This window comes from Salegentibacter sp. (assembly GCF_041642575.1).
Classification (GTDB): Bacteria; Bacteroidota; Bacteroidia; order Flavobacteriales; family Flavobacteriaceae; genus Salegentibacter.
The window spans coordinates 15,167-30,131 of the sequence record NZ_JBEPWD010000015.1; the positions used below are offsets into that span (position 1 = coordinate 15,167).

Consider the following 14,965-nt stretch of genomic DNA (forward strand, 5'->3'; position numbering starts at 1 on the left):
GCAGCGTGTGACATTTTATCCTAAATAATTATGGCAGAAGTAAATCCTGCTGAAGTATCAGCAATATTAAAGCAGCAATTATCAGGTTTTGAGTCAGAAGCCAGTTTAGACGAAGTGGGTACCGTACTTACTGTAGGTGACGGTATTGCTAACGTTTACGGTTTGGCAAATGTTCAATACGGAGAATTGGTTCAATTTGAAGGCGGCCTGGAAGGATTGGTGCTTAACCTGGAAGAAGACAATGTTGGAGTTGTACTTTTAGGACCATCAAAAGAGATCAAAGAAGGCTCGGTAGTAAAAAGAACCCAGCGAATTGCTTCCATTAAAGTTGGAGAAGGCATCGTTGGCCGTGTAGTTGATACTTTAGGAAACCCTATAGACGGGAAAGGCGCAATCGAAGGGGAGACCCTTGAGATGCCCCTGGAGCGTAAGGCTCCCGGAGTAATTTTCCGTCAACCGGTAAATGAGCCACTACAAACAGGTATCAAATCTATTGATGCGATGGTTCCTGTTGGTAGAGGTCAGCGTGAACTTGTGATTGGTGACCGTCAAACCGGTAAGACCGTTGTTTGTATTGATACTATTCTAAATCAAAAAGAATTTTACGATGCCGGGGAACCGGTATATTGTATATACGTTGCTATTGGCCAAAAAGCTTCTACCGTTGCAGGTATCGCCAAGGTACTTGAAGATAGGGGAGCACTTGCTTATACAACAATTGTAGCTGCAAACGCATCAGATCCTGCTCCAATGCAGGTTTATGCTCCTTTTACTGGTGCAGCTATTGGAGAGTACTTCCGTGATACCGGGCGTCCTGCTCTAATCGTATATGATGATCTTTCTAAACAAGCGGTAGCTTACCGTGAAGTTTCTCTTTTGCTTCGTCGTCCACCGGGACGTGAGGCATATCCTGGAGATGTTTTCTTTCTTCACTCAAGACTACTGGAGCGTTCAGCAAAAGTGATCAACGATGATGAGATCGCTAAGAACATGAACGATCTTCCTGATTCTTTAAAAGACCGAGTAAAAGGTGGAGGTTCGCTTACGGCCCTTCCAATAATTGAAACTCAGGCGGGAGACGTTTCGGCTTATATTCCTACAAACGTAATTTCGATTACCGATGGCCAGATTTTCCTTACTTCTGACTTATTTAACTCCGGGGTTCGTCCAGCAATTGATGTTGGTATTTCTGTTTCTCGGGTTGGGGGTAATGCCCAGATCAAGTCTATGAAAAAAGTTGCCGGTACCCTTAAACTTGACCAGGCGCAGTATCGTGAACTTGAAGCTTTTTCTAAGTTCGGCTCAGATTTGGATCCTTCTACTCGTCGTGTTATTGAAAAAGGTAAACGCAACGTTGAAATTCTTAAGCAGGGACAAAACGATCCTTATCCGGTAGAAGACCAGATCGCTATTATCTTTGCCGGTTCAAAAAACCTGTTAAGAGACGTACCGGTAAATAAAGTAAAAGAATTTGAAAAAGATTATCTGGAGTTTCTTGATACTAAACACAGGGATGTGTTGGATGGTCTAAAAGCGGGTAAATTAACCGATGAGATCACCGATACTTTAACTCAAGTGGCCAAGGAGCTTTCAGAAAAGTATAAAAAGTAAGAATTATTGTCATTTCCGCGAAAGCTGGAATCTCATAAAATAACTTATGGCAAACTTAAAAGATTTACGCAGCAGGATTACTTCGGTTTCATCAACCATGCAGATTACCAGTGCCATGAAAATGGTTTCGGCTGCAAAGTTGAGCAGGGCCCAGGATGCTATTACCCAAATGCGTCCTTACTCTGAAAAGTTAACCCAGTTGCTTCAGGATTTAAGTGCAACCTTAGATGATGACGCAAGCAGTAAATACGCAGAAGAGCGTGAGGTAAATAATGTCTTGGTTGTTGCCATTTCATCGAATAAAGGTTTAGCCGGTGCTTTTAACACCAATGTGATAAAAGCCGTTAAGTATAAAGCTAAAAACGATTACAAGGCTAAGAATGTTGATATCTATTCCGTTGGAAAAAAGGCCAATGATATCCTGAAAAAGGATTATGAGGTCTATAAGAACAGTAATGAAATCTACGAAGATCTAAGTTTTGAAAATGCCTCGGCCATTGCTGAAGAATTAATGCAACTTTTCCTTGACGGAAAATACGATAAGATTGTTTTGGTTTATAACCAATTTAAAAATGCTGCCACCCAAATCGTTCAGCATGAACAGTTTTTGCCTATTGAGCAATTTGATTCTGAAGACAACAAACAGCTGGATTACATCTTTGAGCCTTCAAAATTAGAGATCGTAAAAGATCTTATTCCGAAGTCGCTTAAAATGCAATTTTTTAAAGCCCTTAGAGATTCCTTCGCTTCAGAGCACGGCGCACGTATGACTGCCATGCACAAAGCAACTGAGAATGCTACAGAACTTAGAGATGATCTTAAATTGTCTTATAACAAAGCCAGACAGGCTTCTATTACCAATGAAATCCTTGAGATCGTTGGTGGTGCTGAAGCTTTGAACGGTTAAAAAATACAAAGCACACGGAATAAATTTCCGTTTTTTAAACCCTGTCTGCCGGCAGGGTTTTTTATTTGGTATGTCTTTTGTTTTTGTAACTTTAAAATCACAAAACCCTTTACTATGAAAGCTCCCTTATTTCTATTTTCGATAGTACTTTTAAGCCTTTTTAGCAGCTGCGGCAGCAATAAAGAATTACAGGAGAGGGCTCCTGCCCAGTTTAACCAGGTTTATTATTCTGAAACTGAAGATGGCTTAGATCTTTATATACCAGTTTCGGTAATTCAGGAAAGCAGGGTGGAGCTGGAAAGTGTTTATTTCCGCGGAATGCATTCGCCTCTTCAGTTAGATGAAGAGCAATCCGGCCTTTACGTAGCTTCCTTCGACTTAGGAAAAGGGGATCAGGTGATGCATGTAGACCCTAAGGAAGAATACGGGAATAAGGCACCACAACCCCCAAAAGAAAGCCCGTTCAAAATCAACAAAGATGAAGCCGTTCTTGTTTTCAAGCAAAACGATAAGACAAAATATTACAAGTTAACCGGGATAGAGGAAAGAAATTAATAATAAGTAAATCCTTTTCCTGTTGAGTACTTTTAAAAAACTCTTTCAACAAACATTTATTTATGGACTGGCTACGGTATTGCCTCGTATGCTTAGTTTTTTGTTAGTACCTCTCTACACACATGTCCTCCCAAAAGAGGAATATGGTGAAATTTCGGTGATTTTTGCCTATTTCGTGCTTTTCAATGTTATTCTGGCTTACGGAATGGAAACCGCTTTTTTCAGGTTCTACAATAAAAAAGAGAACAGTGAAGAAGTTCTTAGTACGGCTGGTTGGTCTTTAGTGGGAAGCTCGTTGTTATTTTTTCTAGTCGCATTTGTTGCCAGAGATCTTATTGCCCAGATTACAAATATTCCGCTGGAATATATAAATCTGGCATTATGGATATTACTGCTTGATGCCTTGGTTATCATTCCATTTACCTGGCTTCGAGCAGCTGAAAAACCCATGCGTTACGCGGTGATCAAGATTTTCAACGTCGCGATAAACCTTGGGTTGAATGTTTTCTTCCTTTTATATTTAAAAGATCTTGCTGAAGGGAATACTTTTTTTCAAAGGCTTTATATTCCAAATTTTGAGATAAGCTATATCTTCATTTCCAACCTTGTCGCAAGTGCTGTTACCTTGCTTTTAATGCTGCCGTTTTATTTCAAAATAAATTTCAGTTTCAGCAAAAAGTTATGGAAATCTATGATATCCTATGCTTTTCCGGTTTTGATAGCCGGGATTGCATTTTCAGTTAATGAAGTTTTTGACAGAATAATGCTTGATTATTTACTCCCGCAGGATATTGCACGTGCAGAGATTGGTGCCTATGCTGCCTGTTATAAACTAGCGCTGTTTATGACGCTTTTCGCTACGGCATTTCGTCTGGGAATCGAACCATTCTTCTTTAGCCACGCCTCCTCCAAAAACGCTCAGCAAACCTATGCGCTAATCACCAATTATTTTGTGGTATTTGGAAGCTTGATTTTGGTTACAGTAGTGGTTTTTGCCGATTTTTTAAAACAATATTTAATTCAAAATGATTCCTACTGGGAGGCGATGCATATAGTGCCGCTAATATTATTGGCTAATCTGTTCCTGGGGATTTATCATAACCTATCGGTTTGGTACAAAATTACCGATCGTACCCGTTTTGGAGGTTATATTTCTGTGGTTGGAGCCGTTGTGACTATTGTTTTAAATATAATTTTGATTCCGATAATTAGTTATACCGGCTCAGCAATTGCAACGCTGGCGGCTTATGGAATTATGATGATCCTTTCCTATTTTTACGGAAAAAAATATTATCCAATTCCTTATAATCTTAAGAAAATAGGAGGCTATCTAAGCTTGTCCATCTTATTTTCCATACTTTCATTTTACGCCTTTAGAGGAAATTATTTTATTGGAATTACGTTATTAATTATATTTTTTGGAACTGTCTTTTTTTCTGAAAAGAAACAACTCCTTAAAATCATTCAATCTTAAATAAACTATGCAAGTAAAAATCATCAACAAATCGACGCATAACCTGCCTCACTACGAGACCGAAGCCTCGGCTGGAATGGATTTGCGTGCTAATATTTCAGAATCAATTACCATTAAACCTTTGGAACGCGCCATTGTAAAAACCGGACTTTTTATGGAATTGCCGGTAGGCTACGAGGCACAGGTTAGGCCTAGAAGTGGTCTTGCCGCGAAAAAAGGCATTACCGTCCTAAACTCCCCAGGCACGGTTGATGCCGACTATCGTGGAGAAATAGGAGTGATCCTGGTTAATCTTTCTAATGAAAACTACACTATCGAAAACGGAGAAAGAATCGCCCAAATGGTGATCTCGAAACACGAACATATCTCCTGGGAAGAAGTAGAAATCCTTGAAGAAACCACCCGCGGTGCCGGCGGATTTGGCAGCACAGGGCATAAATAAATTTAACCGGTTAAACCGGTTGTGCGGAAATTAATATTAACAGAAGATTCTCAAGAGTTCAGGGAATCGCAAATTGAATTTATGAAAATTATAGTACCAATGGCAGGTCGTGGCTCACGACTTCGCCCCCATACCTTAACAGTACCAAAACCCTTAATTCCTATTGCGGGAAAACCAATAGTGCACCGGTTGGTAGAAGATATCGCGGGAGTGCTGGATGAAAAAATAGAAGAGATCGCGTTTGTTATCGCTGAGGATTTTGGAGATAAAGTTGAAACTGATTTAAAAGCCATTGCCGAGAGTTTAGGAGCAAAGGGCACCATTTATTATCAGGATCACCCCCTTGGCACAGGACACGCTATAATGTGTGCTAAGGACTCTCTTGAAGGTCCTGCCGTGATTGCTTACGCCGATACGCTTTTTAAAGCCGACTTTACTCTTGATAAAGAGGCTGATGGTGTAATTTGGGTGAAACAGGTGAAAAACCCTGAAGCTTATGGCGTAGTTCAACTTAATCAGAATAATGAGATCGTTGATCTGGTGGAGAAACCCGAACAGTTTGTTTCAGATCTGGCTGTAATTGGTATCTATTACTTTAAGGATGTATCAGTACTGAAAAATGAACTGCAGGGAGTACTGGATAAAAAATTAACCCGGGGAGGAGAATACCAGATCAATGATGGAATTGAGGCTATGCGGGCAAGAGGACTTCGATTTGTGCCGGGAAAAGTTGATGAGTGGATGGACTGCGGAAATAAGAACGTTACTGTAGAAACCAACGGGCGAATGTTGAATTTCCTTCACCAGGAAGGAAAAGAGCTAATCTCAAAATCTGTTAAGATCAAGGATTCTGAAATTACCGAGCCTTGTTTTATTGGAGAAAATGTGGAATTGATCAATGCTAAGATCGGTCCTAACGTTTCTGTTGGAGATGGCACCAAAATTGAGAATTCAACGATAAAAAACAGCCTTATTCAGAATTTTTCAGAAATAAAAAATGCGAATTTGGATAATGCTATGATTGGAAATCATGCTAAATTTAACGGGAAATTCACCCAGGTAAGCATTGGAGATTATTCGGTTTTAGAATAGAATTTTTGGGCTTCAAAAATATATTATGAGAAATTCACTTTATTTATTTCTACTGTGTGTCTTCTTTCTTCAGCCTTTGGCGGCTCAGGATAAGGAGGCAATCGTTGATGAAGTAAATGAAGATGATCTCGGCAATGTGACCGATGAATTTCAGGAACATTTTTTTGAAGCCCTTAAACAAAAAGGGATAGAGAATTACGAGAAAGCAATAATTTCTCTGGAGGCATGCCTTGAATTAGAACCAGAGAATGCAGTGGTCTATTTTGAAATGGGAAGGAATTACCGGGAACTGGAGAATTATGAACTTGCCCTGGAAAATTACCAAAAGGCGCTTGACCTCGAACCCAAAAAAGAAGATATTCTCGTGGAGATCTATCATACCAACCGCAGCACCGGTGATTTTGATCAGGCCATTGAAACCGTAAAGAAATTAATGGATTTCAATCCTGATTATAAAGAGGATCTCGCCAATCTCTACATGCTGAATGAAGATCACGAACAGGCATTACAAGTTCTTGATGAATTGGATGAAGAAGAGGGAATAAGCGGTTACAGGAATACAATGCGAAGGCAAATCTATGCCCGAACCGGCAATACCGACGCACAAATAGGTAATCTTGAAGAAGGGATAGAACAGGACCCTGAAAACGAACAAAACTACTTAAACCTGATCTATATTTACAGCGAGCAGGGTGATGAGGAAGAAGCCTATCAAACTGCGCTGGAATTACTGGAAACCAATCCCGGCAGTAGCCTGGCGCACCTGGCACTTTACAAATTTTATCTGGATCGCAACAAACCTGAAGCAGCAGTGAATTCAATGAAAATTGTCTTTGAAAGTGAAGAGATCGATCCTGACTCTAAATTTAAGGTCCTGAATGATTTCTTATTATTTGTTGATGAAAACCCGAATTTTGAAGATGAATTGCTGGAGGTAAGTCAGAGCCTGGTTGAATGGGAAGACGCCCCAAAACTTTATGAACAACTCGGGAAATTTTACCTCAATAAGGCAAAAAACGAAGAGGCTCTAAAGTTTTTTGAAAAGGGCATTGCTCAGGATCCTGACAATTTTGAACTAACTAAAAATACGCTGCTCCTGCAAATTGAAGCGGGCCGCAACGAAGAAGCAAAAAAACTTAGCAGTGAGGCCCTGGAAGTCTTTCCTGCTCAGCCATTTTTATACCTTCTGCAAGGCGTGGCCTTAAATAATCTTGAAGAATATGGTGAAGCAGAAGAAATACTTACATTTGGCCTCGATTATCTTATTGATAATACAAGGCTGGAGATAGATTTTTATAATCAGCTTTCCGCAGCTTATAGCGGGTTGGAAGATGAAGAAAAAGCAGCCGAGTTTAAAGAGAAGGCTGATGAATTATTAAAAGAATTGGAATAAATGATTAGAAGGATATTTGTACTTGCTTTATTAAGTGTTATTGTAATTTCCTGCGGAAGCGGACGAACAAAAAAGGGAATTGTTACTAAGGATGCTGAGGCGGCAGGGATCATAGCAAAGCATTATGAAAATGAAGCCGATTTCGAGACCCTTAATGCAAAACTGCGTACGGTTTATCAAACTGAAGATAAAACCCAGTCCGTCAATCTTAACTTTAGAATGGAGAAGGATAAGACGATCTGGATTAGTGCCACTATTTTAGGTTTTCCAATGGCCAAGGCCTATATTACTCCTACTAGTGTAAGTTACTATGAAAAAATTGGAAAAACATATTTTGAAGGTGATTTCAGCTTAATCAGTGATATTCTGGGGACTCCCCTGGATTTTGAAAAACTTCAGAACCTGTTATTAGGACAGGCTATCTATGATCTTCGAACAGAGGAATATGAATTTTCCCAAACGCCAAGAGGTTATCAGTTTTTACCGGTTAAAGACGATTTTATAAAAAAAATGTTTTTACTAAATACTGGGAATTTAAAGGCTGAAGCGCAACAGCTGGCACAGGAGGAAGAAAATCGTAGTGTAACCGTTACTTATGCGAGTTACCAGGAAATTTCCGGAAGATTTTTTCCACGGAATATCAGTATTATTGCCAATGAGGGAGCAAAGAACACCCATATAGACCTTACTTACCGCTCTTTGGAGGTAAATACAGAATTGAGCTTTCCTTTTGAAATTCCTTCAGGATATGAGGAAATAAGCGTAGAATGAAACTAAGAAAGTTCACATATTCGTTTTTTATCTTCGGATTCATAATTTTGCTAAGTCTTCCGGCGAATGCTCAAACATCTCGTGAAGAGCTGGAGAAGCGGAGACAGGAATTGCGCAGTGAAATAAAAAGAATCAACGAATTAAGAAGCAGCAATAAACAAAAAGAGCGTTCAGTTTTAAGCGAGGTTCAGGATTTGGACCAGCAAATAAAGAGCACCGAAAATTTAATCAGGGTTACCAATCAACAGGCTAACCTGCTTACCCGGGAAATCAATTCTAATACCAGTAAAATAGGGCGTTTGCGCAAGGAACTCGAAACCCTCAAGGAAGATTACGCACAAATGATAGAGAAGTCATATAAAAGCAAATCTTCCAACAGCAGGATAATGTTCTTATTGTCTTCAGATAATTTTCTTCAGGCTTACAAAAGGCTTCAGTATATGAAGCAATATGCCAACTACCGCAAGCAACAAGGAGATGAGATCCAGTCCCGTACTGCCGAACTTCAGCAATTGAATGAGGACCTCGTCAATCAGAAAGAAGAAAAGGATAAACTAATTGCTGAAAATAGGCAAACCCGTGCCGACCTTGAAAAAAACCGAAGGTCTCAGCAGGAGTTGATGAAAACTATTAGAAGTAAAGAAAGTCAGTTTGCTTCTCAGATTCAGCAAAAGCAGCAGGAGATTAATAAAATAGATCGGCAAATTGAGGAAATGATTCGTGCTTCTATCGCCAAAGACAATAAAGAAAGCGGATCGGAATCAAGAGACACTTATAAATTAACACCTGCAGCCAGAGCATTGGCTGCCGATTTTGTAAAGAATAAAGGGCAGTTGCCCTGGCCTGTGCGTACTGGTGTTGTAACCATGAAATTTGGTACTCAGCCCCATCCTGTAGTAAGATCTACTACTATTAATAGCAATGGAGTTCGTATTGATACCGACAGGAGTGGAAAAGCACGTGCAGTGTTTAATGGAACCGTGAGTGAGGTTCAGGCGGTAAAAGGCGCCAATAAGGCCGTAATGCTAAGACATGGAGATTACCTGACCATTTACAACAATCTTGGAAAAGTATTTGTAAAACGCGGTGATGTAATAAGCACAGGACAGGAATTGGGAGAAGTTGCCACTAGCCGAAGTACTGGAAAAACCACCCTTCACTTCCTTATTTATAAGAATACCGAGAAAATGAATCCAGCTGACTGGATCATCCAGATGTAAAAATTTATTTATCCTGAAACAGCGCTTTAAGCTCTGTTGCATCCTGAGGTTTCATTTTTCCGGCAAGTACCAGGCTAAGTTGTTTTCGTCTTAGAGCGGCTGCGTAACGTTGTTTTTCCAGTTCGGTTTCAGGTTCCAGGGGTGGAATATTTACCGGAGACCCGGTTTCATCTACCGCTACAAAAGTATAAATGGCTTCATTTGCCTTAGTTCGGTTACCACTTTCGCGATCCTCAACCCAAACATCAATAAAAATTTCCATGGAAGAATTAAAGGCTCTTGAAACTGCGGCTTCAACAGTAACAACACTTCCCAAAGGAATTGCTTTATTGAAAGCCACGTGATTTACCGATGCGGTAACTACAATTCTCCGGCTATGACGTCTGGCGGCAATACTTGCAGCACGATCCATCCGTGCCAGGAGTTCACCTCCAAATAAATTGTTCAACGGATTTGTTTCACTAGGTAGAACAAGATCGGTAAGGGTAGTACGGGATTCGTGTGGGTATTTTGCTTGCATATTGCCAAATTTTCGGCAAAAATAAGGCGCTTAGTTCAAATAATACCTAAAATCCTATTAAAGTTCCTTGATAAGTAGCCAGGCACCTTCGTTGTTTCTCTTTACTTCTCGCAGCAATTTCAGAGCTTCTCTACGGGTTTGAAGACTTTCATAGACCACCTGATGCAAACCGAATTTATTTACGTCAATCAGTCTTGCTTTAAAACCTTCATTGCGAAGTTCATCTACTTTTTTCACTGCGTTTTCCTCAACTCTGAAAGCTCCGGCTACAATATGATAATTTCCTGATTGCTTTTCAATATTGAAGGTAATTGCAGGTAGGGGATTGTCTATCACAAAAGTGGCTTGCTGGATCTGCTGCTGAAGTTGATCCTGTGCTTCCTGCTGTTCTGCCAGGTTATGTTTAGTAACCTGATCGCTGTAAATGTTGAGTCCGGCGAATCCTCCCAGGCCAAGTGCTATCACAGCAACAGCGGCATATTTAAGGAAGGCCGGGGTTTTTCTTCTTTCAGGGGTGAAGTTGATAGGTGCTTTTTCCTCAAGTTCTTCTACCTGCTCTTTATAAACTTCACGATTAACTTTTGCAGAATTAAAACTATCCAGCCCAAAGGAATCGGAAAGGAAATTGAGCTTTTCCAAAGGTTCAAACTGAAGATTCCCCTCGTTGGAATAACTAAAACTCCCAATATTCTCCAGCTCTACCGAGCCATCACTTTCCAGAGAATTTTCAAGCTGATCTACAAAAACTGCAATCCGATTTACCGCAGCAGGATAAGAGATATTTTCTGCTTCGGTAATATAATTCGCCAATAGGCCGTCACTCTTTACCAACTGTCCGTTAAAGGAAACAACCTTTTTTGGGGGATAGAAAGCGCCGGTGTCTTCTTTAATGTAAGCCGGTTGCCTTTGAGAAAGAAAGGCCCCAAAACCGGGTAAGATTACGCATTCGTAACGATAAAGTAAATCCTGGATGTGATTGGTTATATTCATTAGCGCAAAAATAAGAGGTTTTATGAGGGTTCATAAAGTTACCCAAAGAATATTTATTAACAAATCTTTTTTCTTTAAATTTAGTTGAAAATGATTTTATGCGCGCTTCCGATTTATTATATGTTCTGGCACTACAACACATTCCCAATCTGGGAGATAGCACTGCAAAGAAATTAATAAGAAAGTTAGGCTCAGCGGAAGCAATTATAAAGGAAAAGCCTCAAAATCTTTTAAAGATAAACGGAATAGGCTCAATTCGGTTAAAGGAGTTCCAAAGCCAGGATCATCTGAAAGCTGCGGAAGATGAACTTAAATTTATAGTCGATAATAACATCAACACCCACTATTTCCAGGAAGCGGATTATCCTGAAAAATTGAAACATTGCTTAGATGGTCCAATCCTGCTTTTTTCCCGGGGCAAAATTAACCTGCAGAACAAGCGAATTATAAGTGTAGTGGGAACAAGGCAGGTTACCCCACATGGAATCGCCTTCTGCGAAAAATTTATTGAGGACCTAAGCCCATTAGATCCGGTTATAGTTTCCGGTTTTGCTTATGGGGTGGACATCACAGCACAAAAAACTGCACTTCAGCACAATCTGCAAACTATAGGCTGCCTGGCTCATGGTTTGAACCAGATCTATCCAAAAGTGCACAAAAAATATGTAAAACCTATAGAAGAAAATGGTGGATTCTATACCGATTTCTGGAGCACTGATATATTTGACCGCAATAATTTTCTGAAACGAAACAGGATTATCGCGGGTTTAAGTGAAGCTACTATTGTAATAGAAAGTGCTGAAAAAGGAGGTTCCCTGGTAACTGCCGATATTGCTAATTCCTATAACCGTGAAGTTTTTGCTGTTCCCGGCCGCCCAACCGATGCCTATAGTAAAGGTTGTAATAACCTTATAAAATCGCAAAACGCCCATTTATTAAGCTCAGCAGCAGATCTGATTTATATGATGAACTGGGACCTGAAATCAAAATCAAACCCCATTCAAAAGCAATTGTTTTTTGAATTGGAAGGAGATGAAAAAAGTATATACGATTTTCTTAAGGACCGCGGAAAAGCCCAGTTAGACAGTATTGCGCTCAATTGTGGCTTTCCTACTTTTAAGACCGCAGGTATTTTACTTAATCTCGAATTGAAAGGGGTAATTAGACCCTTACCCGGGAAACTTTTTGAGCTAATTTAATAACCTACTTTCTTTCGAACTCTGTTTAGTACCTCATTAGCTACTACAGAAGCTTTTTCTGCTCCGACTGCCAGAGCCTGGTCTACCGCCTCGAGATTATTCATGTAGTAATCATATTTTTCGCGGGCCTCTTTGAATCTTTCAACCAAAACCTCGTAAAGTGCCTGTTTAGCATGACCGTAGCCATATCCGCCGGCCTCATAATTTTTTCGCATTTCCGAAATTTGGTCTTCCGTGGCAATTAATTTGTAAAGTGCGAAGACATTACAGGTATCAGGGTTTTTGGGTTCCTCCAGCGGAGTGCTGTCGGTTTCTATGCCCATGATTTGTTTCCTGAGTTTTTTATCGGTTTGAAAAAGATTAATTGTATTGTTTTGTGATTTGCTCATTTTCCCGCCATCCGTTCCGGGAACGTACATGGTGTTTTCCTGTACTTTGGCTTCAGGGATCACGAATGCTTCCCCCATTTGATTATGGAATCTCGATGCTACATCGCGTGTGATTTCCAAATGCTGCAACTGATCTTTTCCTACCGGAACGATTTCAGCATCATAAAGAAGGATATCGGCGGCCATCAGCATTGGATAGGAGAAGAGACCGGCGTTTACATCCTCAAGCCTGTCAGATTTATCTTTAAAAGAATGAGCCAGGGTTAGACGCTGATATGGAAAAAAACAACTTAAATACCAGGCCAGTTCAGCAGTTTGCGGAATATCACTCTGCCGGTAAAAAACCGTCTTTTCGATATCTATTCCGCAAGCCAGCCAGGTGGCTGCCACAGAATAAGTATTGTGCCTAAGAGTTTCTGCATTCTTTACTTGGGTGAGCGAATGCATATCGGCAATAAAAATAAATGAATCGTTTTGTGGCTGGTTGGCCATTTCAATAGCCGGAAGAATTGCCCCCAACAGGTTTCCAAGGTGTGGAGTTCCTGTACTTTGAACTCCGGTAAGTATTCTGGACATCGTCTTTTTTCGGATTTTTGACAAAGGTAATTTTTTTAGGGAAGACACTCACTTCAATTTAGTATTTTTGGCGCCAATGGGTCTACTAAAAAGAACGGCAATTTTATTGTGGCGAATCTGGTTTTATGTATTAATGGTTCTGCCAATAATCATAATGCTACCTTTTTTGCTCATTTTTATTTCTTCTGAAAAGCTTTATCCACAGTATCACTTCTGCGCCAGGCTCTGGGCGAAAAGTATACTTTATGGGATGGGCCTTTATCCGGTTTGTAAAACACCCTTGAAATTTCAGAAGGGAAGTAGCTATATGCTGGTTGCTAACCATACTTCTATGATAGATATTATGCTGATGCTGGCCGTCGTGAAACATCCGTTTATATTTGTAGGCAAGAAGGAATTGGCCCGTATCCCGTTATTCGGATTCTTTTATAGCCGAACTTGTATCCTGGTTGACCGAAATTCAAGCCAGAGTAAACACAGGGTTTTTAAAGAGGCTCAACGCCGATTAAAGCAGGGAAACAGCATTTGTATTTTTCCGGAAGGTGGCGTTCCGAACGATCACAATATTGTTTTGGATACTTTTAAAGATGGAGCCTTTCGACTTGCGATAGATCACCAGATTCCTATTGCTCCTTTCACCTTTTACGATACAAAAAAGCGCTTTTCATACCGCTTTCTCACGGGAGGCCCGGGCCCTTTAAGAGTAAAAGCTCATGATCTAATTCCCACGGAAGGAAAGACCCAGGACGATCGGCGGGAAATAAAATTAAAAACCAGGACCCTGATCCTGGAGGAGTTGAAAGCTTCATATTAAAAAGACCTTCCGGGATAACGGCGGGAAACTCAGTAGTAAGAACTAAAATTTATAGCTCAATCCTGAATAAATCCCGAAGTGATAGGGCTGCAGGTTTTGAGTATTTTCAAATGTGTTGATCTGATATTTAAATATAGGCTCCAGGTTCAATTTAATTCTCTCATTGAGATCGTAATCCAAGCCCAATCCTATATTAGTACTAAAGCTCAAATCATTAATGTTATTGGCCTTGCCCAGAGTGGCACTCTGGTTATTCGAATTGAGCAAAAGCTTGTTTTCATCTAAAATAAGACTGCTTCCACCTCCAATTATATTCAATCCTAATCTCTTATCGATGAGTTTATACTCCAATTCCAAGGGAATTTCTATGTATCCAAATTGCTGATTTAATTCTCCCAACCTCGATCTGGAGGCGCTTTGAGGAGCGAAAGAGCTTTCTACGTTTGAATAACTGTCCCTGTTACCCTGACCTTGTATCTGGTAATTATTGCCTTCGGGACTGTAATCTATACTGGCAATAGCATTAGGAATTATCGCAGCCGAAAACATCACATCCTGGATATCGTAACTCATGGCCACTTTTCCTATTCCAGTTCTTATTTTGAATCTTTTAGCAACCTGGTAGCCTACATTTACTCCGTAGGCCATGGTTAGATTGGAATTCGAAGGATTTGCCGAAAACTGCGGATCTATAGCACTACCGCCTCCAAAATTACTATAGACTACGGGTGCGGCAAAAGTGCTAAGGCTTAATTTGCTTTTTTGTGTATTCTCAATTTCTATTTCCTCTTCTTCCTCAATTATACTTTCCTTTTCCAGATTGGCGATAGCGGTTTCTGTAATACTGTCTTTTTCTTTCTGATTTTCCTCTTCATCACTATCAGCAATAAGGACTTCAGAGTCGGGATTTTTAGTTGAAGTTGACTTGCTTGAGTTTTCTATATTATTTTCGGTTTCTTCTTCGGAAGGTCTTAATGTTTCTGCCACAGCTGAATTTTCATCTGTATTTTTT

At 40.1% G+C, this 14,965-nt stretch carries 15 protein-coding genes; 11 read left to right on the forward strand and 4 right to left on the reverse strand.

Translation table 11 applies throughout. From position 1 onward, the window contains the following. Positions 1 to 30: 30 nt before the first annotated feature. From atpA to ACESK1_RS04555, 9 genes are all read left to right on the forward strand, one after another. Positions 31 to 1,611, forward strand: coding sequence for a F0F1 ATP synthase subunit alpha (gene atpA, locus ACESK1_RS04515; protein ID WP_372918349.1), 1,581 nt, complete (start codon positions 31 to 33; stop codon positions 1,609 to 1,611). 46 nt (positions 1,612 to 1,657) lie between these two features. Further along, the gene (gene atpG, locus ACESK1_RS04520; RefSeq protein WP_372918351.1) at positions 1,658 to 2,518 is read left to right on the forward strand and encodes an ATP synthase F1 subunit gamma; all 861 of its coding nucleotides are present in this window, start codon (positions 1,658 to 1,660) and stop codon (positions 2,516 to 2,518) included. 114 nt (positions 2,519 to 2,632) lie between these two features. Continuing rightward, a complete protein-coding gene (locus tag ACESK1_RS04525) occupies positions 2,633 to 3,073 on the forward strand; it encodes a hypothetical protein (protein ID WP_372918353.1) in 441 nt (146 codons plus the stop codon). Between the two features lie 22 nt (positions 3,074 to 3,095). Next, positions 3,096 to 4,547 carry an oligosaccharide flippase family protein gene (locus ACESK1_RS04530; RefSeq protein ID WP_372918355.1) on the forward strand — a complete coding sequence of 484 codons (1,452 nt, stop codon included), beginning with the start codon at positions 3,096 to 3,098 and terminating at the stop codon, positions 4,545 to 4,547. A gap of 7 nt (positions 4,548 to 4,554) precedes the next feature. Continuing rightward, entirely contained in the window at positions 4,555 to 4,989 is a 435-nt protein-coding gene (gene dut, locus ACESK1_RS04535; RefSeq protein ID WP_372918357.1) for a dUTP diphosphatase, read from the forward strand. 81 nt (positions 4,990 to 5,070) lie between these two features. Beyond that, positions 5,071 to 6,081, forward strand: a complete 1,011-nt coding sequence (locus ACESK1_RS04540; RefSeq protein ID WP_372918359.1) for a sugar nucleotidyltransferase — start codon at positions 5,071 to 5,073, stop codon at positions 6,079 to 6,081. A 25-nt stretch (positions 6,082 to 6,106) separates the two neighbouring features. After that, complete coding sequence (locus ACESK1_RS04545) at positions 6,107 to 7,474, forward strand: tetratricopeptide repeat protein (RefSeq protein WP_372918361.1); 1,368 nt, start codon at positions 6,107 to 6,109, stop codon at positions 7,472 to 7,474. After that, positions 7,475 to 8,245, forward strand: coding sequence for a DUF4292 domain-containing protein (locus ACESK1_RS04550; protein ID WP_372918363.1), 771 nt, complete (start codon positions 7,475 to 7,477; stop codon positions 8,243 to 8,245). After that, positions 8,242 to 9,465, forward strand: coding sequence for a murein hydrolase activator EnvC (locus ACESK1_RS04555; protein ID WP_372918365.1), 1,224 nt, complete (start codon positions 8,242 to 8,244; stop codon positions 9,463 to 9,465). Before ACESK1_RS04550 ends, ACESK1_RS04555 begins: the two co-directional genes overlap by 4 nt. Positions 9,466 to 9,469: 4 nt before the next feature. Here ACESK1_RS04555 and ACESK1_RS04560 read toward each other — a convergent pair whose 3' ends face one another. After that, positions 9,470 to 9,985, reverse strand: coding sequence for an acyl-CoA thioesterase (locus tag ACESK1_RS04560; RefSeq protein ID WP_372918367.1), 516 nt, complete (start codon positions 9,983 to 9,985; stop codon positions 9,470 to 9,472). Between the two features lie 57 nt (positions 9,986 to 10,042). After that, positions 10,043 to 10,975 carry an SPOR domain-containing protein gene (locus ACESK1_RS04565; protein ID WP_372918369.1) on the reverse strand — a complete coding sequence of 311 codons (933 nt, stop codon included), beginning with the start codon at positions 10,973 to 10,975 and terminating at the stop codon, positions 10,043 to 10,045. 98 nt (positions 10,976 to 11,073) lie between these two features. Here ACESK1_RS04565 and dprA point away from each other — a divergent pair, with 98 nt between their 5' ends. Continuing rightward, entirely contained in the window at positions 11,074 to 12,174 is a 1,101-nt protein-coding gene (gene dprA, locus ACESK1_RS04570; RefSeq protein WP_372918371.1) for a DNA-processing protein DprA, read from the forward strand. Here dprA and trpS read toward each other — a convergent pair. Beyond that, the gene (trpS, locus tag ACESK1_RS04575) at positions 12,171 to 13,139 is read right to left on the reverse strand and encodes a tryptophan--tRNA ligase (RefSeq protein WP_372918373.1); all 969 of its coding nucleotides are present in this window, start codon (positions 13,137 to 13,139) and stop codon (positions 12,171 to 12,173) included. The genes dprA and trpS overlap by 4 nt on opposite strands. Positions 13,140 to 13,419: 280 nt before the next feature. Between trpS and ACESK1_RS04580 the strand changes: the two genes are divergently transcribed. After that, positions 13,420 to 13,953, forward strand: a complete 534-nt coding sequence (locus ACESK1_RS04580; protein ID WP_372918375.1) for a lysophospholipid acyltransferase family protein — start codon at positions 13,420 to 13,422, stop codon at positions 13,951 to 13,953. Positions 13,954 to 13,995: 42 nt separating this feature from the next. Here the strand turns inward: ACESK1_RS04580 and ACESK1_RS04585 are convergent. Beyond that, a partial coding sequence (locus ACESK1_RS04585) for an outer membrane beta-barrel protein (protein ID WP_372918377.1) occupies positions 13,996 to 14,965 on the reverse strand: 970 nt, incomplete at its 5' end.